Origin of the sequence: Roseomonas sp. TAS13 (assembly GCF_001950415.1) — a bacterium.
Classification (GTDB): Bacteria; Pseudomonadota; Alphaproteobacteria; order Acetobacterales; family Acetobacteraceae; genus Roseomonas; species Roseomonas mucosa.
Genome location: NZ_BDLP01000026.1, coordinates 1 through 25,976 on the forward strand (window position 1 = coordinate 1; position 25,976 = coordinate 25,976).

Consider the following 25,976-nt stretch of genomic DNA (forward strand, 5'->3'; position numbering starts at 1 on the left):
GGCCCTGCGCGGCGTGGCAGGCGCCCTGCCACGCCCCCTGCCACGCCCCCTGCCGCGCCCCGGCAAGGGCGGAAGCGCGAAGGCGCCGGAGCGCGCGGCCGTGGAGCCCGGGCCGGGCGACACGCTGCTGATCCCCGGCGCGCCCTGGGCGCATCCGGATTACGGCCCGGTGCTGGGGCGGATGAAGGCGCGCAGCGGGTTGCGCATCGCCCTGGTCCTCTATGACCTGATCGCGGTGAAGTACCCGGAATGGACCGATCCGGGGCTGATGCGGGTCTTCGGCCCCTGGTTGCGCCGCACCCTGCCGCAGGTGGACCATGTGCTGGCCATCTCCGGGGCCACGGCGCGCGACGCGGCGGCATGGGTGGCGGAACAGGGCATCGCCCCGGCGCCGCGCATCACCGCCTTCCCTATCGGCACCGGCTTCGGCGCCCCGCGTCAGGCCGTGCCCGCCGTGCCGCCGCCACCGGGCGACCCGGGCTATGTCCTTTTCGTGTCCACGATCGAGGCACGCAAGAACCACGCGCTCGCCTTCCGCGTCTGGCGGCGGCTGCTGGAGGAGATGCCGGAGCGGGAGGTGCCGCGCCTGGTCTTCGCCGGCGGGGCCGGCTGGCTGGTGCAGGACCTGCTCGGCCAGATCCGCAACACGGCGAATCTCGGCGGCAAGCTGGTCCTGGCCGGCTCGCCGAGCGATTCCGACCTGCGCCTGCTCTATCGCGACTGCCGCTTCACCTTCTTTCCCTCCTTCTACGAGGGCTGGGGCCTGCCGGTGACGGAAAGCCTGAGCTTCGGGCGGGCCTGCCTCGCTTCCGACCGCGCCTCGGTGCCGGAGGCCGGGGGACGCTTCTGCGCCTATCTCGACCCGGACAACGCCACCGGCGCCACCGCCGCCGCCCGTGCCCTGATCGGGAATCCGGAACACCTCGCCGCCCTGGAGGCCGATATCCGCGACGGCTTCCGCCCGGTGCCCTGGTCGGACACCGCCGCCGCCGTGCTGGCGGCGCTGGGCTGAGCGGGCGCCGCGCCTGAGGCTAGGCCCGGGGAGAGTGCTGCCATGAAGCGGAACGGTCCGCTCGTGTCACCCTGTCCCGGCGGTGCAGGCCTCCATTGCCCCTTCGATCTCGGCGGCGGAAAGGGCGCCGATCTCCGCGATGAACACGATCCGCGCCCGGGGCAGGTCCGGCGGCGGCGCTCCGGCCGGGGCCAGGGTCGCGCGGCCGCCGGCGAGCTGGAACAGGAACTGGCGGCCTGGCTGCTCCACGGTCTCGAACAGCCCCTTGGCGCGGGCGAGGCGGGGCGCGAGGCGGGCGATGGCCTGTTGCAGCCGGGGCAGCGAGAGAGGCCGGTCGGAGGTCCAGCTCAGCGTCTCGAAACGGTCGGCCACGGGGCGGCGGCGGCCGGGATCGCGCGGCGCGGGAACATGCGCCGGGTCGTCCGGGAAGAGGAGTTCCAGCGGCACCCGGCCCTGCGGCGCATCGACGGCGAGCGCCGCAGGGCGCTGCGCCTTCACGGCGGCGCGGACCCTGGCACGGTCGGCGTCCTCGGCGAGGTCCACCTTGCTCAGCGCCACCACATCGGCGGCGCGGAGCTGGGCGCGGAACAGCGGGTCCTCCAGCGCCTCCGACGTGGCCGTCGCATCCACCACGCAGAGCACGGTCTCCAGCGGCGCCTCGCGCCAGATCACCGGGTCCATGAGGTTGCGGACGATGTCCGAGGGCTCGGCCACGCCGCTGGTCTCGATCACGATGGCCTCCGGGCGCGGGTCGCGCCGCAGGAGGGTGGCCAGCGTGCGCAGCAGGTCGCCTTCCAGCGAGCAGCAGATGCAGCCGTTGGACAGGCTGACGACGCCGTCGCTGGCGCCGGCGACCAGTTCCGCGTCGATGTTGATCGCGCCGAAGTCGTTCACCACCGCGGCGATGCGCCGCCCCCCGGCATGGGCCAGGAGGTGGTTCACCACCGTGGTCTTGCCCGCCCCCAGGAAGCCGGCGACGAGCAGGACGGGGACGGGCATGCCGCTCAGCGCGTGATGGCGGGGCGGCGCACCGGCCGGCCGGGCCGCGCCGCCACGTCCATCACGCCGTCGGCGATCACCGGCACGCCGCTGACGATCAGGTGGCGCACGCCCTCGGCCGGGCGGTTCATCGCGGTGAACTCCGCCCTGTCGCTGAGCGTGTCGTAGTCGAAGACCACGACGTCGGCGTCGGCGCCCACGGCCAGGCGGCCCTTGCCGGCCATGGCGGGCGTGCTGGCCTCCAGGATCTGCGCCGGGATCAGCGAGACCTTGCGGATGCCCTCGATCAGCGGCACCGCCTGGCGCTCCCGCACCCAGCGGCGGATGAAGCGCGTGAAGCAGCCGGCGGAGCGCGGGTGGGAGGTCGCTTCCTCCGGCAGCGGCCAGGCATCGCCCGTGTAGGTGCTGCCATCCGGCATCGACCAGGGCATCGCGTCCGAGGCGATGGCGCCGTCCGGGTAGAGCACGGCCATGTCCAGCAGCTCGCGGTGGCGCTCGTTGTGCTCCGTGTCCAGCACGTGCCAGAGCACGAGCTGCGACGGGTCCTCGGCCTGCGCCGCCAGCAGTTCGTCACGATCGCGGAAGCGGTGGCCGTCCGTCACGCGCTGCACGGAATCGTAGCCGAGGCCGTTGCGGGATTCGAAATGCGGGTCGCTGAAGAAGGCCGCCGCCAGAACGGTGGAGCCGGTGCCGTAGGGATAGGCCTCGACGGTGATGTTCAGCCCCTTGAGCTGCGCGTTGCGCACCAGATCGTAGCAGCGGGCGATGTCTGTCTTGCTGGAGCTGTTGAAGTGGCAGATGTGCATGTGCGCGCCGGTCGCCGCGGCATAGCCGATCAGGCGGATATAGGCCTCGGCCGCGCTCTGCGGATCGATGCGCGCCATGTAGGCGACATGGGTGAAGGTCGGCACGTTCTTCGCGGCGGCGAGGCGGCAGACCTCGACCAGTTCCTGCACGCCGGCGCCGGGCGCGTAGGCGTTGAGGATGCCGATGCCGATGCCGCCCTCGTCGAGCCCCTGCGTGATGCGGTCGATGATGCCCGCGACCTCGGCCTCGGTCGCGATGTTGTCCATCCAGCGGCGGTCGCGCATGGCGCGGCCGAAGGCCTCCAGCGAGGATTCCTCGTTGGTGCCGACCATGGCGCCGATGCGGGCGAAGGCCCAGTTGGTGGCGGCACCGTAGTTCAGGATGCGCCCTTCCGCCGCCTGGCGCCTGTACCAGGATGCGACGGGCATCACGCCGGCTTCCAGGTCCAGCGTCGTGGTCACGCCGTCGAAGGCCTGCATGCGGTCGGCGGGGATGGACTGGCCATGCGCGTGCAGGTCGATGAAGCCCGGCGCGACCACGAGCCCCGTCGCGTCGATCACACGCTCGGCGCCGCCCAGCCCGGTGCCCAGGGCGGCGACCTTGCCGTCGATCAGGGCCACGTCGCCCACGGCATCCATCCCGCTCGCCGGGTCCACAACCCGGCCGCCGCTGATCACCAAGCCACCCATTCCGTCACCCCGCGCGCCAGACAACCGCCCGCGCACCGGGACGGCGGCGACGCGCGTGGTGCGTGCGGCCGGCCCGGTGCGGGCGCGGCACTAGAAACAGATTCTCCGGGGCTGGCAATCGCAGGGGCGGGTTTCCTGCGCGGGCCAGGGTAAGCCGCCGGCCGTGCCACTTCGAAGCTTTGGCACTTTAGGATTTTAGCCTTTTATCCGTCCGGACGACGCGATGGCCGGCAGGCCGGGGATCACCCGGGTCATGCTGGTGCAGGCGCGGTGAATCGCGCGGCGGCGAAGCGGTGTGTTGATTTTATTCCTATAGTCTGGGGTGGGTCCGGGAAGCAAGGGGTGTTTGGGGGCCGTGCCCGCCCCGTGCGGCGGGGGGCGCGTGGCCCGGGAGGTTTTCTTTCTTTTCCGGCGCTGCCGTATCCGTCCGTGCTGTGGGATCGGACCTTCGGGCCGACGGTTGCCGCGAGCCCCCCCCGGTCCAGGGCGCGCAGCGTCCTGGCGGATGGGGGGGCCGGGGGAAAGGCGGCGCCTTGTCCCCCGGGGGCTGGCCACGGAGCGTGACGCCCAGACCCTTGCAGGCCCGTGGGCCGGTGCGTTCCGCCATCCGGATCAGGCTGGCGCCGGCCTGGACGCGCCCTGGAAATGCGCCTTCAGGAAGGCGGCGAAGCGCGCGACCGCGAGGGAGGCGGGGCGGCGCGTGGGGGTGAGGAGCGTCAGGTCTTCGGCGAGGCGCGGCGCGAAGGGCCGGAGGAGGATGCCGCGGGGGCGGTTGTCCTCGGCGGTCAGGCGGTCCACCAGGGCGATGCCCATGCCCTCCATCACCAGGGCGCAGGCCGCCGAGGCGAGCGGCGCATCCACCCGGATGCGGGGCGCGATGCCATGCGCCGCCAGCTCGGCCTCCAGCCGCTGGCGGTAGCGGTCCGCTGCGGCCAGGGCCACCAGGGGCTCGTCGCGCAGGTCCGGCGGGCCGAGGCTGGGCTTCGCCGCGAGGGGGTGCCCGGGGGGCAGCACGCAGACCGCCTCCACGGACAGGAGGCATTCGCGGTGCAGGGCCTGGGCCGGGACCTCGAACTGCACCAGGCCGAGGTCGAGATGCCCCGCCACCAGGGATTGCGCGACCGAGAGCGAGTCCATGGTGCGGAGCGACAGGGACAGGCCCGGATGCTGCCGCAGGAAGCCCGCCACCACCCCGGGCAGCCAGCCCGCCGCCGCGGCATAGGGCGCGCCAAGGACGAGATGCCCCTGCCTGAGCCCCTTCAGGTCGCGCGCGAAGCGGGTCAGGTGCTCCAGGCCCAGGAAGGCGCGCTCGACCTCCTTGAAGAGGGCCTGCGCCTCGGGCGTGGGGACGAGGCGGCGGCGTTCGCGCAGGAAGACCGGGAAGCCGAGATCGCGCTCCATCTGCGCCAGCATCTTGCTCACCGCTGGCTGGGTGATGCCCAGGCGATCGGCGGCGCCGGTGATGGAGGAGCTGGTCATGACCGCGCGGAAGATCTCGCACTGGCGCAGGTTCATGCCGGGCCTCTTTCATAACCTTTTGGAATGAACCCTGGCATCACTGGTACTTTGACGGCAAGTGCCCGCCGCCCCTAGGCTCCGTCCAGGGACAGGACGACACCGGCGCATCGCGGCTCCACCAGGATTTCGGGGAAACCGGTCCGTGGGACGGGCGGCTGTCCGCCCGGCCTCGGCGGCCCGGCGTCCGCGGGCCGGGCGCGGAGGCCGGCACGCTGCCCCGACCAGGACATTCGGAGAGATACGGCATGAGCGGCCATCGTCGCGACATGAAGCTCGGGCTGAACATCGTGGCCAACGGCGCGCACTCGGCGGGCTGGCGGATGCCCGACGCGCAGGAGACCGCGGCCATGGACTTCGCGCTGTGGAAGCGCCTGGCCCAGGCGGCGGAGCGGGCGCGCTTCCACTTCATGTTCTGGGCGGACGGCATCGCGGTGCGCCATTCCGCCAAGAGCGACGACGAGCTGAGCTATCTCGCCCGCATCGACGTCTTCGAGCCGCTGACGCTGATCGGCGCCCTGTCGGCGGTGACGGAGCGGCTGGGCTTCGTGGCCAGCGCCTCGACCACCTACAACGAGCCCTATCACATCGCGCGCAAGTTCGCCTCGCTCGACCATATCAGCGGCGGCCGGGTGGGCTGGAACGTCGTGACATCCTGGAGCGAGCAGGAGGCGCACAACTTCGGCAGCGACCGGCTGCTGGCGCACGGGAACCGCTATCGCCGGGCCGAGGAGTTCGTCGATGTCGTCTTCGGCCTCTGGGATAGCTGGGAGGACGACGCCTTTATCCGCGACAAGGCCTCGGGCCGCTATTTCGATCCGGCGAAGCTGCACAACCTGCGCCATGAGGGCGAGCATTTCCGCGTGGCCGGGCCGCTGAACGTCGCGCGGCCGATCCAGGGCTATCCGGTGATCGCGCAGGCGGGGTCCTCGGGGCCCGGGCAGGTGCTGGGCTCGCGCATCGCGGACATCATCTATACCGCGCAGAAGTCGCGCGAGGATGCCGTTGCCTTCTACGGTAGCGTCAAGTCGCATGCCGCGGGCACGGGGCGCGACCCGGACAGCATGCTGGTGATGCCGGGCATCATGCCGATCCTGGGGCGCACGCGTGCCGAGGCGGAGGGCAGGTTCGCGCAGCTCCAGGACCTGATCCACGAATGCCTGGGCCTGCCGATGCTGGCGTCGTCCTTCGGCGACCTGTCCGGCCTGCCGCTGGACGGGCCGCTGCCCGCGCCGCTGGAGAACAGCAACGCGGTCAAGAGCGGGCACGAGAAGCTGGTGCGGATGGCGCGGCAGGAGGGCATGACGATCCGCAGGCTCTATCAGATCGTGGCCGGCGCCTCGGGGCACAACCTCGTGGTGGGCACGGCCGCCGACGTGGCCGACCTGATGGAGGACTGGTTCGCCGCGCGCGGCTGCGACGGGTTCAACATCATGGCCTCCCATCTTCCGGCGCCGGCCTACGAGGCCTTCGACTGGCTGGTGCCGGAGTTGCAGCGGCGTGGCCTGTTCCAGACCGAGTATGGCGGCGACGGCACCTTCCGCGGCAGCCTTGGCCTGCCGCGGCCGGCGCACGGCTCCCACCGCCAGCGGGCCTGAGCCCGGCGGCACGCCAGCGGGGCGGCGTGGTCCCGTCAGCCTTCGCGCCGCGCCGGCACGCGCCCGGCGGCGTGGTCGCCGGCGCTCATGGTGGGCAGGTCGAAGCGCTGGCGGGTGCCGGCATAGCCATGGCCGCCCATGCGGCCCACGGCATCGATGATTGCGGGATCGATGTGCAGGCGCCCGTCCACCGCGTCGGCGCGCAGATGCGCGTGGAGGACCTCGCCCAGCACGATCTCGCGGGAATTGCCGATCTCCAGGAAGGAATGCAGGCGGCATTCCAGCGCGGCGGGGGCGCGGGCGATCCAGGGGCAGGCGACGGCATGGCCGGGGCGGATCTCCAGCCCGGCCTCGGCCAATTCGTCCACACCCGGATCGAAGGGCGTGGCACAAACATTCATCGCTTCCACCAGTGCGTCGGAGACGATGTTGACGGTGAAGCAGCCCGTGTCGCGGATGTTGCGGCCGGTGTCCTTCGGCGAGCCGTCGGCGCGGAACTCGATGCCCAGGGCCACGATGGCCGGATCGGCGGAGAGGCAGTTGAAGAAGGAGAAGGGCGCCGCGTTCGCGCGCCCGTCCGCCCCGATCGTCGTCACCAGCGCGATGGGACGCGGCACGACGCTGCCGATCAGGATCTTGTAGCGTTCGCGCGGCGACAGGGCGGCGAAGTCGAAGCCCAGGCTTTCCGTGATACCGATGCTGGCGGTGTCGCTCATGTCTCGTTCCCTCGGCATCGCCGCCGGGCCGGGGCGGGGTCGGTGCGGCGGAATCCTATACAGAAGGCGCCGGGATGCCGTCGACCGCGCCTCTCCTGGGGTTCCGGCGCGGCGGCTTGAATCCGGGGCATGGCCGGCGCTTCATGGCGGCCTGCGATCCAGTGGCCCGGAAGTTGCGGATCGCCACGTCCCGCCTGGAGGAAACGCCCGCATGACGCATGACCTGCTGCTCCGGAACGTCCGGCCCATGGGGGGCGAGGCCACCGACGTGCTGGTCCGCGACGGGCGCGTGGCCGGATGGGGCGGCGGGCCGGATGCCCCCCTGGAGGCGCCTGGCGTGCCGGTGGAGGATGGCGCCGGGGCGCTGCTGGTCCCCGGCTTCGTCGAGGCGCACACCCATCTCGACAAGTCGCTCTGGGGCATGGGCTGGCGCCGGCACCAGGCCGGGCCGCGGCTGATCGACAAGATCGAGACCGAGCGGCGGCTGAAGAAGGAATGGGACATCGACCCGGCCCGCCAGTCGGCGCGGCAGGTGGTGCAGTCGCTGCGCATGGGCACGACGCATATCCGCACGCATGTGGATGTGGACGACGCGGTGGGCCTCGCGGGCATGGAGGGCGTGCTCGCCACCCGGGCCGCCTATGCCGGGGTGATGGAGATCGAGACCGTCGCCTTTCCGCAATCCGGGCTGATGGTCCGCCCGGGCGTGGCGGCGCTGATGGAGGAGGCGATGCGCATGGGCGCGGATGTGGTGGGCGGGCTCGATCCCTGCGCCATCGACCGCGACCCGAAGGGGCAGCTCGACGTGGTGTTCGGCCTGGCCGAGCGCTTCGGCAGGCCGGTGGACATCCACCTGCACGAGCCAGGGCAGCTCGGCGCCTTCAGCCTGGATCTGATCATCGAGCGCACCCGGGCGCTGGGCATGGAGGGGCGGGTGACGGTGAGCCATGCCTTCTGCCTGGGCGACCCGGACCCGGCGCTGGTGAACCCGCTGCTGGAGCGGATCGCGGCGCTGGACATCGCCATCGCCACCACCGCGCCCGCCAGTCGCCCGGTGCCCGCCGCCGCCACGCTGCGCGGCCTGGGCATCCGCCTTTGCGCGGGCTCCGACGGCATCCGCGACACCTGGGGCCCCTATGGCAATGCCGACATGCTGGAGCGCGCGATGCTGATCGGGCTGCGCAACAACTTCCGCCGGGACGAGGAGGTGGAGATGGCGCTGGACATCTGCACCCGGGGCGGCGCCAGGGTGATGCGGCTGGAGGGCTATGGGATCGAGCCCGGCTGCCGGGCGGATCTCGTGCTGGTGGATGGGGAATCGCTGGCCGAGGCCGTGGCCGCCCGCCCGCCGCGGCGCCTCGTGGTCAAGCGCGGCCGGGTGGTGGCGCGCAACGGCGTCTCCCTGGTCGAGGCGCCCTGACCCCTGGCCCCTGACTCCCTTGGCCCGCCCCACCGCGATGTGAATTGCGCCCCGCCCCCGGGCATGGTCCGGCGCCGCCCGGAACGGCGGCGCGGGCCGGGTTTCCTGGTATGCTCGCGGCTTCCACGGCGGAAAGGCGAGGCGCATGGCTCAGGACCGCAGTCACAAGACCATGCTCGGCAACCACCGGCTGAGCCCCGAAACGCTGATGCTGGGCTATGGCTACGACCCGGCCCTGTCGGAAGGCGCGGTGAAGCCGCCGGTCTTCCTCACCTCCACCTTCGTCTTCCGCTCGGCGGAGGAAGGGCGGGACTATTTCGACGTGGTGGCCGGGCGCAAGCCGGCGCCGGAGGGCGGGGCGGGGCTGGTCTATTCCCGCTTCAACCACCCGAACAGCGAGATCGTGGAGGAGCGGCTGGCCCTCTACGAGGGGGCGGAGGGCGGGCTGCTCTTCGCCTCCGGCATGGCCGCGATCGCCACCACCATCCTGGCCCATGCGCGGCCGGGGCAGGTCATCCTGCACAGCCAGCCGCTCTATGGCGGCACGGAAACGCTGCTGGCCCGCACCCTGGCGGAATACGGTATCCTGGCCGAGGGCTTCTCCCAGGGCACCGATGCCGGTGCCGTGCGGGCGGCGGCGGAACGGGCCATGGCGCGCGGCCCGGTGGCGATGGTCCTGGCGGAGACCCCGTCCAACCCGCTGAACACGCTGGTGGACCTCGCCCTGCTGCGGGCGGAGGCCGAGCGCATCGCGGCGGCCCAGGGCGGAAAGCGTCCGCTGCTGCTTTGCGACAACACCCTGCTCGGCCCGGTCTTCCAGACACCGCTGGCGCAGGGGGCGGATATCTCGCTCTATTCGCTGACCAAGTATGTCGGCGGGCACAGCGACCTGATCGCCGGCGCGGCACTGGGATCACGCGCGGTGCTGCAACCGGTGCGGCTGCTGCGCGGCGCCATCGGCACGCAGCTCGACCCGCATTCCTGCTGGATGATCGGCCGCTCGCTGGAAACGCTGTCGCTGCGGATGCGGGCGGCGGCGGCCAATGCCGAGGCGGTGGCGGAGTTCCTGTCCGGGCATCCGCATGTGAGCCGGGTTCATGCGCTGGGGCCGGACCGGGGCGACGAGGCCACGCGGCGGGTCTATGCGGCGCAGTGCAGCGGCCCCGGCTCGACCTTCAGCATCGAGCTGCGGGGCGGGCAGGACGAGGCCTTCCGCATGCTCAACGCGCTGCGGGTCTTCAAGCTGGCGGTCAGCCTGGGCGGGACGGAGTCGCTGATCAGTCATCCGGCCTCCACCACCCATTCCGGTGTGCCGGCCGAGCTGCGGACGCGGATCGGCGTCACCGACGGGCTGGTGCGGCTGAGCATCGGCATCGAGAACCCGGACGACCTGATCGCCGATCTCGCCCAGGCCCTGGCGACGCTGGACGGGGATGGCGAGGGGCAGGCCCCCAGGGGGATGATGGGAGGATGATAGGGCGGTAACGGGGGAGTGGGCGGGGGCGGCCCTGGCCAAGCCCGGCCGTTCATGCGAAGGCTTCGCAACAACTTCGCGGCCTTCGCCGCCCGGCCGGGCGGGTGGCCACCGGAAAGGCGTTGCGCCATGCCCGAGACATCCTCTCCCCCCTCCCCCTGCCCGCGCCGCCGCCGGACCGTGCTGCGGCACGGGCTGGTCCTGGTCCTTTCCGCCATGGCGGCCCCGTTGGCGACGCCCGCGGTGCTGCGGGCGCAGGAAGCGCCCCGCCTGCGCGACCTGCTGGGCCGGGAGATCGCCCTGAAGCAGCCGGCCCGGCGGATCGCCCTGGGCCAGGGGCGCCATCTCGCCGTGCTGAACCTGCTGCATCCCGACCCGGCCAGCCTCGTCGTCGGCTGGGCGGACGACATGCGCCGGGGCGAGGGGGCGGAGTACCAGGCCTATCTGCGCCGCTTCCCGGCGCTGGACCGGCTGCCGGTGCTGGGCTTCTCCACCGGGGTCGGGGTGCTGGAGCAGCTTCTGACGGTGAAGCCGGACCTGCTGCTGCTGAGCCGCCGCAACGTCGCCAGCCTGGGCGGCGGCACGGCGGCGGCCAGCTTCTTCGCGCCGCTGGAGGCGGCGGGCGTCGCCGTGGCGGTGGTGGATTTCTTTGTCCGCCCGCTGCGCGACACGGAGCCGAGCCTGGAGATCCTGGGCCAACTGCTGGGGCGGGAGGAACAGGCCGGTGCTTTCCTGGAGTTCTATCGCGCGCGGATGCGGGCGGTGCAGGCGCGCCTCGCCGGGATCGGCGAGAACCGGCCCCGGGTGATGATGCAGGCCCATGCCGGCGGGCTGGCCTGCTGCTTCTCCCCGGGCCGCGGGGTCTATGACGACTTCATCCGCTTCGCCGGCGGGCACAATATCGGCGCGGACAGCATCGCCACCGAAACCGGCCAGCTCAGCCTGGAATACGTGCTGACCCAGGACCCGCATGTCTATATCGCCACCGGCGGCCCCTATGGCGGGCGCGGCGGGGTGAGCCTGGGCGCCGGGGTCGATCCCGCCCTGGCCCGGTCGAGCCTGGCGCAGGTGATCGAGAGCCAGCACCTTTCCGGCCTCAGCGCCGTGAAGCAGGGCCGGGCCCATGCGCTCTGGCACGCCTTCAACGACTCGCCGACCCACCTCATGGCCATCGAGGCCATGGCACGCTGGTTCCATCCGGAGGCCACGGCCGGGATCGACCCCGCCGCCACGCTGGCCACGCTGAACCAGCGCTTCGCCGCCGTGCCGATGCAGGGGACCTACTGGACCAACCTGAAGGCCTGAACCGCCCCTTCGGGCGTCGTGCTTCGTGGCTGGCCGCCGGAGAGCGTGGCTCTCCGGCGCGATCCGGCATCAGCAAGCGCCAACGAACGGGAGGTCCAGGACCCTCAGGGTCCTGGCGGATAAGGGGGTCCGGGGGAAAAGGCGGAGCCTTGTCCCCCGGGGACGACGCCGAACGTGGAGCGCGACCGGCGGAGGGGGCGATGCTTTCCCGGCCGATCCGCATGCGGACCATTGTGGAGGTGGCGACATTCTTGCTCTGCTTCCCTTGGCGGGGCCGGTGCATCCGGGCTCCGGGGGACAGCAAGGGGGTAGACATCCGATGGACGACCAGACCAGCCGCGCCAATCTCGTCCGGCGCGGCTTTTTCGGCCTGTCGGCGCTGGGCGCCGCGATGGGGACGGGGCTGGGCCTGCTCACGCCCAGGGCGGCGCATGCCCAGGCGGCGGGCAGGAGCCGGCTGCAGGTGGTGAAGGACCGCGGCAAGCTGATCGTCGGAACCGGCAGCACCAACCCGCCCTGGCATTTCGAGGATTCGAGCGGGAAGCTGGTGGGCATGGACATCGACCTCGCCCGGCTGCTGGCGAAGAACCTGTTCGACGACTACGACAAGGTGGAGTTCGTGCTGCAGGGCTCCGATGCGCGCATCCCGAGCCTGATCACCGACAAGGTGGACATCGTGGTGCAGTGGATGACCGTCACCGGCGGCCGCGCGCAGCAGGTGGAGTTCACCATCCCCTATTACCGCGAGGGCGTGAGCCTGCTGCTGCTGGCGCGCGGCGGCAAGTACAAGAACTTCGAGGAACTGAAGGCCGCGGGCGGCGCCGTGACCATCGGCGGCATGCAGAACGTCTTCCTGGAGGAATGGGTGCACAAGGCGCTGCCCCAGGCCAAGGTGGATGCCTTCGAGAGTCCGGATGCCACGATCCAGGCGCTGAACGCCCGGCGCATCGACGCGGCGATGTCGGACCAGTCGGCCTCGCGCTGGCTGATGCAGCAGGCGCCCGGCCGCTTCGTCGATTCGGGCTATGGCTGGATGCCGAACTCCTATGCCTCCGCCGTCAAGCCCGGCGACCCGGTGTGGCTGAACTACGTCAACACCGTGTACAAGGAAGCGATGATGGGCGTCGACTTCGACTACTTCGCCGCCTCCTACAAGAAGTGGTTCGGCATCGAGCTGCCGACGCCCAAGGTCGGTTTCCCGAGCGAGTTCTCCTGATCCTTCCGCCGCGCCGGGACGGGAACGCCCCGGCGGGGCCTGCATCCCGCTGCGATGCACACCAACGGATGGAACATTCCCGGCCGGCGCGGCCGCGCCGGGAATGTCCTGGGCGATCGGGACAGGCATGATCGACTATCACTTCGACTGGTCCGTCATCTGGCGGAACTGGGACCGTTTCGCGGCCGCGCTCGGCCTGGGCCTCGGGCTGGCGATCGCCTCGCTGGCCATCGGCACGGTGATCGGGCTGTTCTGCGCCATGGGGCGCGTCTATGGGCCGCGCTGGGTGAGCTGGCCGGTCTGGGCCTATGTGGAGGTCATCCGCAACACGCCGCTGCTGCTGCTGGTCTTCTTCATCTATTTCGGCCTGCCGGAACTGGGCATCTACGGGCTGGACAAGGTCCAGTCCTTCATCTTCACCCTGTCCATCTATGCCGGCGCCTATATGTGCGAGGTCTTCCGCGCCGGCCTGGGCACGGTGCCGCGGCAGTACATGGAGGCGGCCAAGGCCATCGGCATGCGGCCCTGGCAGCGGCAGCGCTACGTCATCCTGCCCGTCACCTTCCGCATCACCCTTCCCGCGATCAGCAACAACCTGATCTCGCTGTTCAAGGACACCTCGCTCGCCGCTGCCATCGCGGTGCCGGAGCTGACCTTCACGGCGCGGCAGATCAACGCCAACACCTTCCGCGTGATGGAATCCTGGCTCACCGCCAGCGCGCTCTACCTCGTCACCGCCTATGCGATCGCCCTGCTGCTGCGGCAGGTCGAGCGCCGCTATGCCGTGATCCGCTGAAGGAGGGCGGGGATGGATCTCGACCTCTTTCTTGAACAGGCCTGGCTGGCCCGCTTCTCGCTGCTTTCCGGCCTCCAGGTGACGCTCGGCACCTCGCTGCTCAGCATCCTCCTCGCCACCCTGGCCGGGCTGGCGATGGGGGCCGTGCTCGCCTATGCCTGGGCGCCGTTCCGCTGGCTGGCGCGGGCCTATGTGGATTTCATGCGCGGCATTCCGGTGCTGGTGCTGATCCTGTTCACCTTCTATGGGCTGGCGCTGTTCAAGGTGAACGTGACGCCCTTCGCCGCCGGGGTGATCGCGCTGTCCGCCTTCGCCACGGCGCATGTGGCGGAGAACCTGCGCGGCGCGCTGCAATCCGTGCCCGCCGGGCAGATGGAGGCAGCCAAGGCCATCGGCCTGACCTTCCCGAAGAGGCTCTGGTACGTGATCATCCCGCAGGCGGTGCGCCGGGCCCTGCCGCCCTGGGTGAACATCTGCCTGGAGATCGTGAAGGGCTCCACGCTGCTCTCGGTGATCGGGGTGGTGGAGCTGCTGCTGGCGACGCAGCAGGCGATCGCACGCAACTACATGATCATCCAGTTCTACCTGCTCGCCGCCATCCTCTACCTGATCGTCAACTTCGCCATCGCCCAGATCGGCGCGCTGCTGGAGCGGCGTTTCTCCTATATCCGGAACTGAGAGCCCCGATGATGAGCCAGAGCGACGGCGCCCAGCCCCTTCTCCGCGCGCGTGGCGTGCACAAGAGCTTCGGTCCGGTCGAGGTGCTGAAGGGCATCGACCTCGACGTGCACCAGGGGCAGGTGGTGGCGCTGATCGGCGCCTCCGGCTCCGGCAAGACCACCTTCCTGCGCTGCGTGAACCTGCTGGAGGAACATGATGGCGGCGAGATCCTGCTGGATGGCGACCCGGTCGGCTACCGCGTCGAGAACGGGCGGCGGCGGCGGATGGGCGAGGCGGCGGTTTCCGCCCAGCGCGCCCGCATCGGCATGGTGTTCCAGAGCTTCAACCTCTTTCCGCACCTGACGGCGGAGGAGAACGTGATGCTCGGCCTCGTCCGCGTGCTGGGCAAGGGCAAGGCGGAGGCGCGCGACATCGCCGGGCACTGGCTGGACCGCGTGGGACTGGGGCCGCGGCGCGGGCACTATCCCTACCAGCTTTCCGGCGGGCAGCAGCAGCGCGTGGCCATCGCGCGGGCCGTGGCCATGCAGCCGCGCCTGCTGCTCTTCGACGAGGTGACCTCCGCCCTCGACCCCGAGCTGGTGGCCGAGGTGCTGGGCGTGATGCAGAACCTCGCCGAGAGCGGCATGACCATGCTCCTGGTCAGCCACGAGATGCTCTTCGTGCGCGACGTGTCGCACCATGTCGTCTTCATGGATGGCGGCCGCGTCGCCCAGGCCGGGCCGCCGAAGGAGATCTTCGGCAACCCGTCCAGCGACAGGCTGCGGAGCTTCCTCGGGCGCTTCCACGGCCTGTTCGGGCATGCCGGCTGATCCCGGGAGGCGCGACGCCGGACCCGTCAGGCGCTGCGCCGGACGTTCCAGAAGACCGGGAAGGCCCGGTGTCCTGTCGTGGTGTGCGTCCGGCGCAGCAAGCGATGTGCCAGCCGCGGCCTCGGAGGCGCCCCTGGCCGTTGCACTTCGCGGCGGGCCGCCTCTCGCCCCACAAGGGAACGGCGCCAGGATGGAGGAGCCATCCTGGCGCCGCGCGTCACGGCCGGCTGGAGGTCGGGTTGGTGCCGCCGGAAGCGTTGCTGAACCCGGTGCGGGGCACCGGCTCGGGGTGCTTCGGCAGGTTCGCGCGCACCCGCGCCACCTGTTCGGCCGTCACCGCGGGGGCGGTGTTGCTCCAGGCGCTGCGCACGAAGCTGGCCAGAGTCGCCACTTCCTCGTCCGACAGGCGGAAGGCGAAGCCCGGCATCGGCAGCACGGAGGGCGCCCGCTCGGTCGAGGGCGTGGCCGCGCCGCCGAGGATCGTGGTGATCAGCCCGGTGGGGTTCTCCGCGTTCACGATGGAGGCTCCGTCGAGGCGCGGGAAGACCGTGGTCCCGCCATGGCCGGTGACGAAGTGGCAGGCGTTGCAGTTGTCGAGATAGAGGCGCTCGCCCGGCGTCAGGTCGACCGCCGCGGTCAGCTTCGCCTGGGTCTGGCGCTGCCCGTCCGGCCTGGGCTGCACCGCCGGCATGGCGTTGGGGATCGACTTCAGATAGGCGCCGATCGCGTGCAGGTCGGCATCGTTCATGTAGTTCATGCTGTGCTCGACCACGGACTTCATCTCGCCGCCGACGGCGGAGACGCGGTTCCGCCCCTTGCCGAGATAGTCGGCGATGTCCTGCACGTTCCAGGTCGCCACGCCGCGCGCGGCCTCGCCGCCGGCGCGCAGCTGCGGCGTGTGCCAGCCGTTCAGCTCGGTGCCGGCGAGGAAATGCGGGTCGCTGGCGGTGAAGCCGCGCTCCTGCATGGTGAAGGCGCGCGGCGTGTGGCAGGTGCCGCAATGCCCCAGCCCCTCGACCAGATAGGCGCCGCGGTTGATCTCGTCGCTCACCTGCGGGTTCGGCTGGAAGGTGCCGGTGGGCAGGAAGGCCCAGTTCCAGAGCGACATGCCCCAGCGCTGGTTGAAGGGGAAGCTGAGCTTCGTCTCCTCCGGCCTGTTCACGACCGGCTCCACACCCTTCATGAAGAAGGTGTAGAGCGCGTGCATGTCCTCGTCGGTGATCAGCCGGTAGGAGGGGTAGGGCATCGCCGGGTAGAGGTTGGTGCCATCGGCTCGCCGGCCCTGGCGCAGCGCGGCGGCGAACTGTGCCTCGGTGTAGTTGCCGATGCCGGTCTGCTTGTCGGGCGTGATGTTGGTGGTGACGATCCGGCCGAGATCGCTCTCGATCGGCAGGCCGCCGGCGAAGGGCTTGCCGCCCGGCCCGGTGTGGCAGGCCACGCAGTCACCGGCGCGGGCGAGGTAGGCGCCCTTCTCGATCAGCGCCTTCTCGCCGGCGGAGGGCTGCTGCGCCGGGCCGGACGAAGCCGGGGCCGGCTGAGCCAGTGTCGTCTGAGCCAGTGTCGTCTGAGCCAGGGCCAGCTGAGCCAGGGCCGGGCCCGCGAGGGCGGCGAGGAGGCCGGCGGCGAGCAGGAGGGGTTTCCGCTTGGTCATGGCCCCGTTCCTCACGCCTGCACCAGGGGGCCAGGGTTCTTCAGGTACTGCTCGGTGATCGCCTTGACGGACCAGTAGGTCATGGCGCCGATCATGCTGGTCGGGTTGCCCTGGAAGTTCTGCGGGAAGGCATTGCCGCCGGGGACGAAGACGTTGTGCACGTCCCAGCTCTGCAGGTAGCGGTTGATGGCGGAATCCACCGGCGTCTCGCCCGCCACGGCGCCGCCGACGTTGTGCGTGGAGATGTAGGGCCGCGTGTCCCAGTGCGAATCCATCTTCAGGAAGCTCTCGGTGAAGCTGTCCGGATTCAGCTCCTTCGTGATCTCCAGCACGCGCTCGCGCAGGAAGCGCTGCAGCTTCAGCTCGTTCTCCTTCCAGTCGAAGGTGATGCGCAGCAGCGGCTGGCCGTAGGGGTCCTTGTAGGTCGGGTCGAGGTCCAGGTAGTTGCCGCGGTAGGACATGCAGGTCGTCGAGATGCTGACCTTCATGGAATGCCCGTACCAGTCCTTCATCGCCTTCTTCCAGCCGGCGCCCCAGGCGGGGGTCCCGGCGGGCAGCGAGGCGCCGATCGGCGCGCCGCCGGCCTGGGAGCTGTGCAGCTTCGCACCGCCGATGAAGCCATAGGGCGCGGCGTCGAAGTTGCCGGGCGAGAAGTCGTTGATCATCTGCCCCGTCGGCCCGGCGGCGACGAAGGGGTTGAAGTGCTTGTCCTTGTAGAAGAGCGTCGTGCCGCCGTTGCTCAGGAAGGCATAGTTGCGGCCGACCACACCCTCGCCCGTATGGGGGTCGTAGGGCGTGCCGATGCCGGACAGCAGCATCAGGCGCACGTTGTTGTACTGGAAGGTGCTGAGGATGACGATGCTGGCGGGCTGGAAGACTTCCTGTCCCTGCTCGTCGATATAGGTCACGCCCTTGGCGGTCTTGCGGTCGTCGTGCAGGTCCACGCGGAGGACATGGGCGTTGACCTCGTAGGAGAAGTTCGGCAGGCGCCGCGCCGCGTCCAGGATGGTCGTCTGCGGCGAGGCCTTGGAGTAGTTCAGGCAGTAGTAGTCGCTGCAGAAGCCGCAGTAGTTGCAGGGCGCGATCTGCACGCCGTAGGGGTTGGTGTGGGGCCCTGAAGCCGCGGCGGAGGGGTTCGGGAAGGGATGGTAGCCCTTCTTCCGCGCCGCCTCGGCGAACATCGTGTTGTTCAGCGTATCCTTCAGCGGCGGCATGGGAAAGGGATTCGAGCGCGGCCCCTCGAAGGGATCGCCGCCTTCCATGATCTGGCCGCGCAGGTTCCCCGTGGCGCCGGAGGCGCCGCAGACCTTGTCGAAATGGTCCATGAAGGGCTCCATTTCCTCCCAGGTGAAGGGGAAGTCCTGGATCTGCAGGTCCTCCTGCAACTGGCCGGGCTTGTAGGCCTGGTCGACGAAGGTCTTGAGCTTCAGGTCCGTGGGCGTCGGACGGATCAGCACGCCGGTCCAGTGAACGCCGGCGCCGCCGACGCCGTTGCCGGGCTTGAAGGCGCCCCAGGTGCGGGTCGGCAGCGCGACCTCGTCGGTGTTGTGCCGCACCGTCGTCGCCATCTGGCGCGGGCGGGCGAAGACCTTCTGGCGGATGGAATAGGCGAGCTGGTCGGCAGGCTTGGGGTAGAGGTGGCCGGCATTGGTCCGCTCGGGACCGCTTTCGAGGGCGCGGACCTTGAGACCGGCGCGGGCCAGCTCGATGCTCATGATCGAACCGGACCAGCCCAGTCCGACAACCACCGCATCGACGGCGTCCTTGACGATAGCCATGGGAAAAATCCTAGCGGGAGGGGCGCGTCACCGGAGGTGGGCGGGGATCAGGCGCGTTCGCCCATGATGCTGACCGGGCCGAGCGGGTAGCGGACATTGTGCTGCCCCACCCATTCGAGGAAGCTGGCGCGGGCCCCGGGGAAGTTGATCATCTTCCACGCCGCCATGCCCTTGTTGCCGCCATACATCGGGTCGGAGAGATAGCCTTCCCGGGTGTTGCCCAGCAGGAAGGAGAAGAAATCCGCGGCCTTGAGCAGGGGCTCGCCGAAATCCGGGAAGTGGATCTCGCCGTGCTCCAGCTTCGTCAGCACCGCGTCGCGCGTGGCGTCGTCGAGCGCCTCGAAGCCCTTCTGGTAGGTCTTCTGGCAGAAGGCCCCGGTGGCGCGGATGCCGCGGCGTTAGATCTCCTGCGGCGCGTAGGGAAGCTGGAAGCCCATCAGCGCCGGGGCGTCCGGGTGGAAGGGGCCCTCCATGTACCAGTCCGCCGCCTGGCCATAGGATCCGTTCAGCTCCTGGTCGATGAAGATGGGCACGTTGGTGTCCAGCGCGCCGGGGCCTTCCGGATCGGAAGGGATCAGCCGGTCGCAGGCGGCCTTCACGAAGTTCCATTCGTCGCCCGAGAAGAAGACGGGCTTGTAGCTGTCGAGGGCGGGGGCGAGACGCTCCGCCGCCTCGGCCGCCGGCAGTCGCGGGAAAGAGGCTCCCAGGGTGGCCCCGAGGGCGGCCGCCGGGAGGGCGAGGGCGGTGGAGAGAAGGAAATGACGACGCAGCGTCATGTGACCTGTCGACATGCGGGATCCCTGGCCGGAAAGGCGTTTTGAGGTCGGCCTATTCGCCCCGCCTTTCCCCTGTCAATCGTTAATAAGCAGCCACACCGTATCGTAAAGAAAACATCCGAACGAAACCGCAGACCATGGTGAGTGAAACAAGAACATTAATAATCGTACATGAACGTTACACTATTTTGACTTACACATGATTTCCTGGCCTGCACGGGCCGCACATTCCGCCCGCCCGCGCGGGGATGGGATACTTTCCCCGCTCGTCACGTCACCCCATCGGTCGCCGCGGCGGCCATGGCCGGGCCGTCGCGGCGCCTCTCCAGGACGGTCCGGCCTGCTTCAGGGACCCTTCGCGGCAACGATGGCCGCGGCGACCTCGGCCAGGGCCGCATCGCGTTCCGTGCTTGGTGCCGTGCCGCCGGTGGAATAGGCGGCGACCAGGATCGGCGCGCTTTCCCCTGGCGGCCAGAGCAGGCCGGCATCGTTGTTGGTGCCCCTCTCGCCCGCGCCGGTCTTGTCGCCCGCCTGCCAGCCGCCCGGCAGACCGGCGCGCAGGCGCTTGTCGCCCGTCTTGTTGGCGCGCAGCCAGCCGGTCAGATGCGCCTGCCCGCCCACCGACAGCGCCTCGCCCAGCGTCACCCTTTGCAGGCTGGCCAGCATCGCCGCCGGGCTGGTGGTGTCGCGCGGGTCGCCCGGCTCCGCCTCGTTCAGCGCGGTCTCCCAGCGGTCGAGGCGCGTCACCGTGTCGCCGATGGAGCGCAGCCATGCGGTCAGCCCCGCCGGACCGCCGATCTGCTCCAGCATCAGGTTGCCGGCGGTGTTGTCGCTCAGCGTGACCGCGGCCTCGCAGATCGCGGCCAGGGTCATGCCTTCCTCGCCTGCGTGCTTCTCCGTCTCGGGAGAGTAGGCCACCAGCTTCTCCCGCCCGTAGCGGATGCGCTGGTCCAGCCGCGCCTGCCCGGCATCGACCCGGGACAGGACGGCGGCGGCGGCCAGGAGCTTGAAGGTGCTGGTGAGGGGGAAGCGCTCCGCCTCGCGATGGCCCGCCCGCTGGCCGGTGGCGGTGTCGAGCACGGCGACGCCGAGCCGCCCGCCGACCCGCCGCTCGATTCCGGCGAAAACCGCCGGCAGGGCGCTGAAACCGGCCCCTGCCTGCCCCTTCCCGGCGCCCGAAGCCGCCCGGGCACCGGAAGGCCCCGCCGCCATCATGCCGAGGCCCAGCGCCGCCATGGCGCCCATGCCCATCCGCCTGCCGATCATGTGCCGCTCCCCTCTGTGCTGGCGGGCGGAGATTGCGCAGGGAGCCGCGACCCGGCAAACGATCGTTTCTTGCGATTGCCCCAAGAAAAACTAAAGGGTCCGGCCATGTTGCCCTCGCAGCTTCCACTCAACGCGCTGCGTGCCTTCGAGGCCGCTGCCCGGCATCTAAGTCTGACAAGGGCCGGGCTGGAGCTGCGCGTCACCCAGGCGGCGGTCAGCCATCAGGTGAAGAGCCTTGAGGAAATCTTGGGAGTGACCCTGTTCCGCCGCCTGCCGCGCGGCCTCGCCCTGACCGAGGAGGGCGAGGCGCTGCTGCCGGTGCTGACCGAGGCCTTCCGGCGGATCTCCGGCACACTGGAACGCTTCGCGGGCGGGCGGTTGCGGGAGGTGCTGACGCTCGGCGCCGTAGGCACCTTCGTCACCGGCTGGCTGCTGCCGCGCCTGCCCCGCTTCCGCGCGGCGCATCCCTTCGTGGACCTGCGGCTGCTGACCAACAACAACCGCGTGGACCTCGCGGGCGAGGGGCTGGACTGCGCCATCCGCTTCGGCGACGGCGCCTGGCACGGGGCGGAGGCGGTGCGGCTGCTGGCGGCGCCGCTCTCGCCGCTCTGCGCCCCCGCCCTGGCCTGGCGGCTGCGCCAGCCGGCGGACCTGCTGCCGGAGGTGCTGCTGCGCTCCTACCGCGTCGATGAATGGGAGTGCTGGTTCGCCGCGGCGGGCCTGCCCCCGCCGGCCATCCGGGGCTTCGTCTTCGATTCCTCGCTGACCATGGCGGAGGCAGCGGCCCAGGGCGTGGGCGTCGCCCTGCTGCCGGCACGGATGTTCGAGCACGACCTGCGCGCCGGACGGCTGGCGCGGCCCTTCGCCACAGAGGTCACCCTGGGCGAATACTGGCTGACCCGGCTGAAATCCCGCACCGAGACGGCGGCCCAGGCGGCGTTCCGGGAATGGCTGCTGGAGGAGGTGGCGTGGCCGGAGTGACAGCTTCCGCGGCCGGCCCCGGGGGAGAGGCGCCGCCTCTCCCGCCGGACCCCCTCTCCGCCGGGGACCGAAGCCGGTCCCCGGACCCCGGGCTTTCGTGGGTTCCCGTGGTTGTCGTCAGTCTTCGCCCTGATCCCTGGGAGCAGGTGGCAGCGCGGGGCTGCCGAAAGGAAGAAAGGCACCCTGTCCGCGTGGGTGGCACCGGCAGCCTGCCGGAGAGCCATGCTCCCCGGCGAGATCCGGCATCAGCGGGCGCCAGCGAACGGGAGGTCCAGGACCCTCAGGGTCCTGGCGGATGGGGGGTTACGGGGGCGAAGGCGGAGCCTTCCCCCCGGGCTACGAGCGCCGCCTTCTAGGCCTGTGGCGCCGGACGGCGGGCATGGGCCAGCCAGAGCCCGACCAGGAGGATGCCGGCGGCGCAGACGGCGAGGCTGGGGAGTGTGCCGATCCAAGCCTGGGCGGCGCCGAAGAGTGCCGGGCCCAGCGACTGGCCGAGGAAGAAGCTGCAGGCATGCAGCGCCATGGCGGAGCCGCGGGCCTTGGGCGCGACCTCGGTGACGCGGACCTGGATGCTGTTGTGCAGCATGAAGTAGCCGAGGCCGAGCAGCAGCGTTCCCGCCAGCACCGCCGGCAGTGCCCCGGCCAGGCCGACCAGCAGCAGGCCGCAGCCGGCGAGCGCGCCGCCGAAGCGCATCATGTTCGGCTGGCCGATGCCACGGACCAGCAGGGGCGCCAGGCCGGCATAGGCGAAGCCGCCCAGGCCGAAGATGCCGAGCGCCATCCCGGCCTCCGCCGTGCCGCCGAGGCCGCGCAGGTCGAGAAGCGCGGCGAGGAAGGGGAACATGCTGAAGACCAGCAGCCCCTCCGCCGCCACGCCGGCGAAGAGGCGCAGCGCCCTGGGATTGGAGAGGATGCTCTTGTAGTGGCTGAGCGCGACGGAAAGGTCGAAGCGCCGGGCGGGCGGGGCCGGATGGCGCCGGCTGTCGCGCCACAGCACCACCGCGCCCACCAGCACCACCACGCCGCAGGCGGCGAGGATGCCGCGCCAGCCGAGATGGACCGCCAGGAAGCCCGAGAGCGCGCCGCCCGCCACCTGTCCGCCGATGGTCCAGGCCATGAAGCGGCTCATCGCCACCTGGCGCTCCGCCATCGGCACGCTGTCGCCGAAGGTGGCGAGCGCCAGGGGGGTGATGCCGCCCGCCGCCGCCCCGGCCAGGATGCGCGCCACGAAAAGCGTGGGCAGGCTGGGGGCCAGCGCGCCGAAGCCCAGGGCCAGGACCAGCAGGCTGGCGCAGAGGATCATGACCAGGCGCTTGCCCAGCGCGTCGCCGATGGGGCCGAGGATGGGCTGGATCAGCGCATAGGGCAGCGCGAAGGCCGAGGCGAGCAGGGCCGTGCGCTCGACGGTGGTGTTGAAATCCGCCGCGACGTTGACCAGCAGCGGGTCCAGCGCCCGGGTGGTGAGGGCGGAGGAGAAGCCGGCGAGGCCCAGGACGAAGACCAGGTGGCCGACCTGCGCGGCGGTAGGAGCCATGGGCGCGGCGGGTGGGGTGTCTGACATGCGCCCGCCATCCTGCGCAGGGCGGCGGCGGGCGCAACTGCCCGGAGGCGAGAAAGAGGGCGGGAGGCCGGCTCCGCCGCGGGCGGGACGCGGGTTTCCGGGGGCGGCCGCCCGCCCCCGGAAGGAGTTTCAGCCGACGCGGGTCTCGATCAGGTCCTGCACCACGGTCGGGTCGGCCAGGGTGGAGGTGTCGCCCAGCCCCTCGATCTCGTTCGCGGCGATCTTGCGCAGGATGCGGCGCATGATCTTGCCGGAGCGCGTCTTCGGCAGGCCCGGCGCCCAGTGGATGGCGTCCGGCGCGGCGAAGGGGCCGATCTCCTTGCGCACCCAGGTGACGAGCTCCTTGCGCAGCGCCTCGGTCGGCTGTTCGTCGGCATTCAGGGTGACATAGGCGTAGATGCCCTGGCCCTTGATGTCGTGCGGCATGCCGACCACGGCGGCCTCGGCCACCTTGGGATGGGCGACCAGCGCGCTCTCGATCTCGGCGGTGCCCATGCGGTGGCCGGAGACGTTGATCACGTCGTCCACGCGGCCGGTGATCCAGTAGTAGCCGTCCTCGTCCCGCCGGGCGCCGTCGCCGGTGAAGTAGGTGCCCTTGAAGGTCGAGAAATAGGTCTGGATGAAGCGCTCGTGGTCGCGGAAGACGGTGCGCATCTGGCCGGGCCAGCTATCGGTGATCACGAGGTTGCCCTCGGTCGCGCCTTCCAGCGTGTTGCCGTCGCCGTCCACCAGGGCCGGCTGCACGCCGGGCAGCGGCAGGGTGGCGGAACCCGGCTTCTGCGCCACCGCGCCCGGCAGCGGCGCGATGAGGATGCCGCCGGTCTCGGTCTGCCACCAGGTGTCCACGATCGGGCAGCGTTCCTCGCCCACGACGCGGTAGTACCAGAGCCAGGCCTCGGGGTTGATCGGCTCGCCGACGCTGCCCAGGATGCGCAGCGACTTGCGGGAGGTCTTCTTCACCGGCGCCTCGCCATCGCGCATCAGGGCGCGGATGGCGGTGGGCGCGGTGTAGAAGATGTTGACCTGGTGCTTGTCGATGACCTGCCAGAAGCGGCTGTTGTCGGGCCAGGAGGGCACGCCCTCGAAGATCAGCGAGGTCGCGCCGTTCGCCAGCGGCCCGTAGACGATATAGGTGTGGCCGGTGACCCAGCCGACATCGGCGGTGCACCAGTACACCTCGCCCGGGCGGTAGTCGAAGACCAGGTCATGGGTGAAGCTGGCCCAGACCATGTAGCCGCCGGTGGTGTGCAGCACGCCCTTCGGCTTGCCGGTGGAGCCGGAGGTGTAGAGGATGAAGAGCGGGTCCTCCGCCTCCATCGGCTCCGGCTCGCAGGCCGTGGCGGCCTTGGCGGTCAGCGCCTCCCAGGAATGGTCGCGGCCTTCCTGCATCGGCACGTCGCCGCCGGTGATGCGCGCGACGATCACGTTCCGGATGGTCGGGCAGCTCTTCAGCGCCTCGTCGGCATTGGTCTTGAGCGGCACGCGGCGCCCGCCGCGGCGGCCCTCGTCGGCGGTGAGCAGCAGCGTGCTCTCGCAGTCCTGGATGCGGCTGGACAGGCTGTCGGCGGAGAAGCCGCCGAAGACCACGGAATGGATGGCGCCGATGCGGGCGCAGGCGAGCATGGCCACGGCGGCCTCGACCACCATGGGCAGGTAGATGGTGACGCGGTCGCCCTTCTTCACGCCGAGGTCGCGCATCGCGTTGCCCAGGCGGCAGACGCGCTCGTGCAGCTCGCGGTAGGTGATGCGGGCGTCGCTGTTCGGGTCGTCGCCTTCCCAGATGAAGGCGGTCTGGTCGCCCCGGCTTTCGAGGTGCCGGTCGAGGCAGGAGACGGAGGCGTTGAGGATGCCGTCCTCGAACCAGCGGATGGAGACGTCGCCGGTGAAGGAGGTGTTCTTGATCTTCGTCGGCTCGCGCATCCAGGCGACGCGGTCCATCTGGCCGCGCCAGAAGCCGTCCGGATCGTTCTTCGCGGCCTCGGCCATGGCCTGGCGCCTGGCCGCATCGACATGGGCCGTGGCCGCGATCTCCGGCTTCACCGCGATCAGTGTGTCGTCGCCCATCATTTCACTCCCAACATCCAGGCGCCCCGTTGGGGGCGTTTGCAGCGAATTGGGACGTGGTGCGGCGGCGCCGTCAAGCGATGCGGAGGAACGCTCCCTCCTCCCGCCCGGCGGAATGGCGCAGAATTGCGCCATTCCGGCATCAAAACTGACTGGGACCCTCCGGCGGGGTTTCCGGAACGCGCTTCCCGGCGGTCCGGGGGAATGCCGGGAAGGGGATCAGCGCCAGTAGTGCCGGGGCGGCGGGGCGTAGCCGTAGCGCGGCGGGGGCGGGCGGTGCCAGTGCGGGGGCGGCGGAGGCGGGCGGTGCCAATGCCGGGGCGGCGGACGCCAGCGGCGCGGCGGCGGCCCGTGCCAGCGGGGCGGCGGCGGGGCGTAGTAGTACTGGACCGGATGCAGAAGGCCGGCGGGCCATGCCTCCGGCGCCACGGTCACCGGGGCGGGCGCCGCCTGCGCCTCCCCGGCCGCGAGGGCGGTCACGGAAAGCAGCGGGGCCAGCAGGGCGGCGTAGAGCAGTTTGCGCATGGGACGTCTTCGATCCTTCTGCGGAAGCGGGTGGCGGGAAAGGGCCGGCGCGGCCTCCCGTGACGGCGCCGGCCCGGTGGTTCAGTTCACGTGGGTGGCGGGGGCCTCCGTGGCGGGGCCGGGGGCCGGCTGGCTGCGGGCGACCTGTCCGGGCGCCTTGCCGGCGGGCGCCTGCCCGGCTTCCGGCGCCTGTTCCGCCGCATGGGACGACAGGCTGGCCTTGCCGGAACGGTGATGCTTCGCCGTGGCGGCATGGCCTTCCGCCTTTGCGGCCTCCGGGGTGCCGGCGGGGCTGGCGGCCTCATGGCGCGTGGCGTGACGCGCGCCGCCGGCATGG

At 71.0% G+C, this 25,976-nt stretch carries 21 protein-coding genes and 1 pseudogene; 10 read left to right on the forward strand and 12 right to left on the reverse strand.

Annotated elements, in window-relative coordinates; all coding sequences use genetic code 11:
* Window positions 1-1,012, forward strand: a 1,012-nt coding sequence (locus ROTAS13_RS04125; protein ID WP_139323262.1) for a glycosyltransferase family 1 protein, incomplete at its 5' end; no start/stop codon positions are given.
* Window positions 1,013-1,078: 66 nt separating this feature from the next.
* On the opposite strand, the gene ROTAS13_RS04130 is transcribed toward ROTAS13_RS04125, so the two are convergent.
* The 3 genes from ROTAS13_RS04130 to ROTAS13_RS04140 all read right to left on the reverse strand — a co-directional run bounded on the left by ROTAS13_RS04130 (window position 1,079) and on the right by ROTAS13_RS04140 (window position 5,022).
* Window positions 1,079-2,011 (reverse strand): GTP-binding protein, encoded by a 933-nt coding sequence (locus ROTAS13_RS04130; protein WP_058389227.1) that lies wholly within the window; start codon window positions 2,009-2,011, stop codon window positions 1,079-1,081.
* A gap of 5 nt (window positions 2,012-2,016) precedes the next feature.
* Window positions 2,017-3,543, reverse strand: a complete 1,527-nt coding sequence (locus tag ROTAS13_RS04135; protein WP_338129619.1) for an amidohydrolase family protein — start codon at window positions 3,541-3,543, stop codon at window positions 2,017-2,019.
* Between the two features lie 576 nt (window positions 3,544-4,119).
* Window positions 4,120-5,022, reverse strand: coding sequence for a LysR substrate-binding domain-containing protein (locus ROTAS13_RS04140; protein WP_075821621.1), 903 nt, complete (start codon window positions 5,020-5,022; stop codon window positions 4,120-4,122).
* A gap of 248 nt (window positions 5,023-5,270) precedes the next feature.
* Here ROTAS13_RS04140 and ROTAS13_RS04145 point away from each other — a divergent pair, with 248 nt between their 5' ends.
* Entirely contained in the window at window positions 5,271-6,620 is a 1,350-nt protein-coding gene (locus ROTAS13_RS04145) for an LLM class flavin-dependent oxidoreductase (RefSeq protein WP_027297239.1), read from the forward strand.
* A gap of 35 nt (window positions 6,621-6,655) precedes the next feature.
* Here ROTAS13_RS04145 and ROTAS13_RS04150 read toward each other — a convergent pair whose 3' ends face one another.
* Window positions 6,656-7,336: a flavin reductase family protein gene (locus ROTAS13_RS04150; RefSeq protein ID WP_075821622.1), complete on the reverse strand. Its 681-nt coding sequence runs from the start codon at window positions 7,334-7,336 to the stop codon at window positions 6,656-6,658.
* Window positions 7,337-7,547: 211 nt separating this feature from the next.
* Here ROTAS13_RS04150 and ROTAS13_RS04155 point away from each other — a divergent pair, with 211 nt between their 5' ends.
* The 7 genes from ROTAS13_RS04155 to ROTAS13_RS04185 all read left to right on the forward strand — a co-directional run bounded on the left by ROTAS13_RS04155 (window position 7,548) and on the right by ROTAS13_RS04185 (window position 15,037).
* Window positions 7,548-8,756: an amidohydrolase family protein gene (locus ROTAS13_RS04155; protein ID WP_075821623.1), complete on the forward strand. Its 1,209-nt coding sequence runs from the start codon at window positions 7,548-7,550 to the stop codon at window positions 8,754-8,756.
* A 145-nt stretch (window positions 8,757-8,901) separates the two neighbouring features.
* Window positions 8,902-10,230, forward strand: a complete 1,329-nt coding sequence (locus ROTAS13_RS04160) for a cystathionine gamma-synthase family protein (protein ID WP_075821624.1) — start codon at window positions 8,902-8,904, stop codon at window positions 10,228-10,230.
* 129 nt (window positions 10,231-10,359) lie between these two features.
* Complete coding sequence (locus tag ROTAS13_RS04165) at window positions 10,360-11,535, forward strand: ABC transporter substrate-binding protein (RefSeq protein WP_083755398.1); 1,176 nt, start codon at window positions 10,360-10,362, stop codon at window positions 11,533-11,535.
* 319 nt (window positions 11,536-11,854) lie between these two features.
* Entirely contained in the window at window positions 11,855-12,751 is an 897-nt protein-coding gene (locus ROTAS13_RS04170) for a transporter substrate-binding domain-containing protein (RefSeq protein ID WP_075821625.1), read from the forward strand.
* A 130-nt stretch (window positions 12,752-12,881) separates the two neighbouring features.
* Window positions 12,882-13,547 (forward strand): amino acid ABC transporter permease, encoded by a 666-nt coding sequence (locus ROTAS13_RS04175; protein WP_026033537.1) that lies wholly within the window; start codon window positions 12,882-12,884, stop codon window positions 13,545-13,547.
* 12 nt (window positions 13,548-13,559) lie between these two features.
* Window positions 13,560-14,225 (forward strand): amino acid ABC transporter permease, encoded by a 666-nt coding sequence (locus ROTAS13_RS04180; protein ID WP_019462946.1) that lies wholly within the window; start codon window positions 13,560-13,562, stop codon window positions 14,223-14,225.
* Window positions 14,226-14,233: 8 nt separating this feature from the next.
* Complete coding sequence (locus tag ROTAS13_RS04185) at window positions 14,234-15,037, forward strand: amino acid ABC transporter ATP-binding protein (RefSeq protein WP_019462947.1); 804 nt, start codon at window positions 14,234-14,236, stop codon at window positions 15,035-15,037.
* Window positions 15,038-15,254: 217 nt separating this feature from the next.
* Here the strand turns inward: ROTAS13_RS04185 and ROTAS13_RS04190 are convergent, their stop codons facing one another.
* The 4 genes and pseudogenes from ROTAS13_RS04190 to bla form a co-directional block, all read right to left on the reverse strand.
* Window positions 15,255-16,688 (reverse strand): cytochrome c, encoded by a 1,434-nt coding sequence (locus ROTAS13_RS04190; protein WP_019462949.1) that lies wholly within the window; start codon window positions 16,686-16,688, stop codon window positions 15,255-15,257.
* A gap of 11 nt (window positions 16,689-16,699) precedes the next feature.
* On the reverse strand, window positions 16,700-18,466 hold the full coding sequence (locus ROTAS13_RS04195; protein WP_019462950.1) for a GMC family oxidoreductase: 1,767 nt from the start codon (window positions 18,464-18,466) through the stop codon (window positions 16,700-16,702).
* A 47-nt stretch (window positions 18,467-18,513) separates the two neighbouring features.
* Window positions 18,514-19,257 (reverse strand): annotated as a pseudogene (locus ROTAS13_RS27990) (gluconate 2-dehydrogenase subunit 3 family protein).
* A 330-nt stretch (window positions 19,258-19,587) separates the two neighbouring features.
* Window positions 19,588-20,508 (reverse strand): class A beta-lactamase, encoded by a 921-nt coding sequence (gene bla / locus ROTAS13_RS04205; protein ID WP_075821626.1) that lies wholly within the window; start codon window positions 20,506-20,508, stop codon window positions 19,588-19,590.
* A 105-nt stretch (window positions 20,509-20,613) separates the two neighbouring features.
* Here bla and ROTAS13_RS04210 point away from each other — a divergent pair, with 105 nt between their 5' ends.
* The gene (locus ROTAS13_RS04210; protein ID WP_019462954.1) at window positions 20,614-21,489 is read left to right on the forward strand and encodes a LysR family transcriptional regulator; all 876 of its coding nucleotides are present in this window, start codon (window positions 20,614-20,616) and stop codon (window positions 21,487-21,489) included.
* A gap of 352 nt (window positions 21,490-21,841) precedes the next feature.
* On the opposite strand, the gene ROTAS13_RS04215 is transcribed toward ROTAS13_RS04210, so the two are convergent.
* The 4 genes from ROTAS13_RS04215 to ROTAS13_RS26985 all read right to left on the reverse strand — a co-directional run.
* Window positions 21,842-23,050 carry an MFS transporter gene (locus ROTAS13_RS04215; protein WP_083755399.1) on the reverse strand — a complete coding sequence of 403 codons (1,209 nt, stop codon included), beginning with the start codon at window positions 23,048-23,050 and terminating at the stop codon, window positions 21,842-21,844.
* Window positions 23,051-23,179: 129 nt separating this feature from the next.
* On the reverse strand, window positions 23,180-25,114 hold the full coding sequence (gene acs, locus ROTAS13_RS04220) for an acetate--CoA ligase (RefSeq protein WP_026033519.1): 1,935 nt from the start codon (window positions 25,112-25,114) through the stop codon (window positions 23,180-23,182).
* Window positions 25,115-25,333: 219 nt separating this feature from the next.
* The gene (locus tag ROTAS13_RS04225) at window positions 25,334-25,639 is read right to left on the reverse strand and encodes a hypothetical protein (protein ID WP_019462847.1); all 306 of its coding nucleotides are present in this window, start codon (window positions 25,637-25,639) and stop codon (window positions 25,334-25,336) included.
* 81 nt (window positions 25,640-25,720) lie between these two features.
* A partial coding sequence (locus tag ROTAS13_RS26985) for a hypothetical protein (RefSeq protein WP_216348585.1) occupies window positions 25,721-25,976 on the reverse strand: 256 nt, incomplete at its 5' end.

What these genes read in the sequence shown, in the direction of transcription:
- ROTAS13_RS04195 (WP_019462950.1), bottom strand. Translation starts at nt 18,466, where the DNA reads ATGGCTATCGTCAAGGACGCCGTCGATGCGGTGGTTGTCGGACTGGGC.
- ROTAS13_RS04225 (WP_019462847.1), bottom strand. Translation starts at nt 25,639, where the DNA reads ATGCGCAAACTGCTCTACGCCGCCCTGCTGGCCCCGCTGCTTTCCGTG.
- ROTAS13_RS04185 (WP_019462947.1), top strand. Translation starts at nt 14,234, where the DNA reads ATGATGAGCCAGAGCGACGGCGCCCAGCCCCTTCTCCGCGCGCGTGGC.
- ROTAS13_RS04210 (WP_019462954.1), top strand. Translation starts at nt 20,614, where the DNA reads ATGTTGCCCTCGCAGCTTCCACTCAACGCGCTGCGTGCCTTCGAGGCC.
- ROTAS13_RS04180 (WP_019462946.1), top strand. Translation starts at nt 13,560, where the DNA reads ATGGATCTCGACCTCTTTCTTGAACAGGCCTGGCTGGCCCGCTTCTCG.
- acs (WP_026033519.1), bottom strand. Translation starts at nt 25,114, where the DNA reads ATGGGCGACGACACACTGATCGCGGTGAAGCCGGAGATCGCGGCCACG.
- ROTAS13_RS04165 (WP_083755398.1), top strand. Translation starts at nt 10,360, where the DNA reads ATGCCCGAGACATCCTCTCCCCCCTCCCCCTGCCCGCGCCGCCGCCGG.
- ROTAS13_RS04170 (WP_075821625.1), top strand. Translation starts at nt 11,855, where the DNA reads ATGGACGACCAGACCAGCCGCGCCAATCTCGTCCGGCGCGGCTTTTTC.
- ROTAS13_RS04190 (WP_019462949.1), bottom strand. Translation starts at nt 16,688, where the DNA reads ATGACCAAGCGGAAACCCCTCCTGCTCGCCGCCGGCCTCCTCGCCGCC.
- ROTAS13_RS04140 (WP_075821621.1), bottom strand. Translation starts at nt 5,022, where the DNA reads ATGAACCTGCGCCAGTGCGAGATCTTCCGCGCGGTCATGACCAGCTCC.
- ROTAS13_RS04155 (WP_075821623.1), top strand. Translation starts at nt 7,548, where the DNA reads ATGACGCATGACCTGCTGCTCCGGAACGTCCGGCCCATGGGGGGCGAG.
- ROTAS13_RS04150 (WP_075821622.1), bottom strand. Translation starts at nt 7,336, where the DNA reads ATGAGCGACACCGCCAGCATCGGTATCACGGAAAGCCTGGGCTTCGAC.
- ROTAS13_RS04145 (WP_027297239.1), top strand. Translation starts at nt 5,271, where the DNA reads ATGAGCGGCCATCGTCGCGACATGAAGCTCGGGCTGAACATCGTGGCC.
- ROTAS13_RS04130 (WP_058389227.1), bottom strand. Translation starts at nt 2,011, where the DNA reads ATGCCCGTCCCCGTCCTGCTCGTCGCCGGCTTCCTGGGGGCGGGCAAG.
- ROTAS13_RS04215 (WP_083755399.1), bottom strand. Translation starts at nt 23,050, where the DNA reads ATGTCAGACACCCCACCCGCCGCGCCCATGGCTCCTACCGCCGCGCAG.
- ROTAS13_RS04160 (WP_075821624.1), top strand. Translation starts at nt 8,902, where the DNA reads ATGGCTCAGGACCGCAGTCACAAGACCATGCTCGGCAACCACCGGCTG.
- bla (WP_075821626.1), bottom strand. Translation starts at nt 20,508, where the DNA reads ATGATCGGCAGGCGGATGGGCATGGGCGCCATGGCGGCGCTGGGCCTC.